This is a genomic window from Pseudoalteromonas sp. SG43-7 (assembly GCF_014164295.1).
Classification (GTDB): Bacteria; Pseudomonadota; Gammaproteobacteria; order Enterobacterales; family Alteromonadaceae; genus Pseudoalteromonas; species Pseudoalteromonas rhizosphaerae.
The window spans coordinates 1-425 of record NZ_JACJEY010000191.1 but is presented as its reverse complement, the minus strand read 5'-3'; the positions used below and the strand labels follow the sequence as shown (position 1 = coordinate 425).

Annotated in this window: 1 pseudogene; it reads right to left on the bottom strand. The window is 37.4% G+C overall.

Features of this window, described 5'->3' with window-relative positions:
* Positions 1-210: 210 nt before the first annotated feature.
* Positions 211-425, bottom strand: a pseudogene (locus H5200_RS23460) (DUF2931 domain-containing protein); the annotation flags it as partial.

The following is a 425-nucleotide window of genomic DNA, read 5'->3' as shown; positions in this document are numbered from 1 at the left end:
GGTACATCCCACTGGTCATCAAACTTAATTAAAGTCACGAATATATCATTACCTTCATCCGTTGAACCCGATACAACCATATAATCTATTTCACCTGTTGTTGCACAACCGCCTAGTAATACAGCAAACAAGCTAATAAGAAGTAATTTTATGATTTTGTCCATAATCTATATCCATTTAAGTTCAAGCTGCCCTTGAGGAATAGCTTAGTTACTTATTCTTACGCCACTGTGCTTGCCCAGAGCCAAGCTCGTGTAATACACGGCCTGTTCTATTTCTGTCAGATCGTGCATTTGATAACCATACTTTTATCTCGCCACTATCCCCCATGCCAACAATTAAATAAGGCCTGATATTTTCTTCTACTTCTCCTGTGCTTATCCATGCATAAGCAGGTAAATTTTTAGCTAATTTATAACCATTTT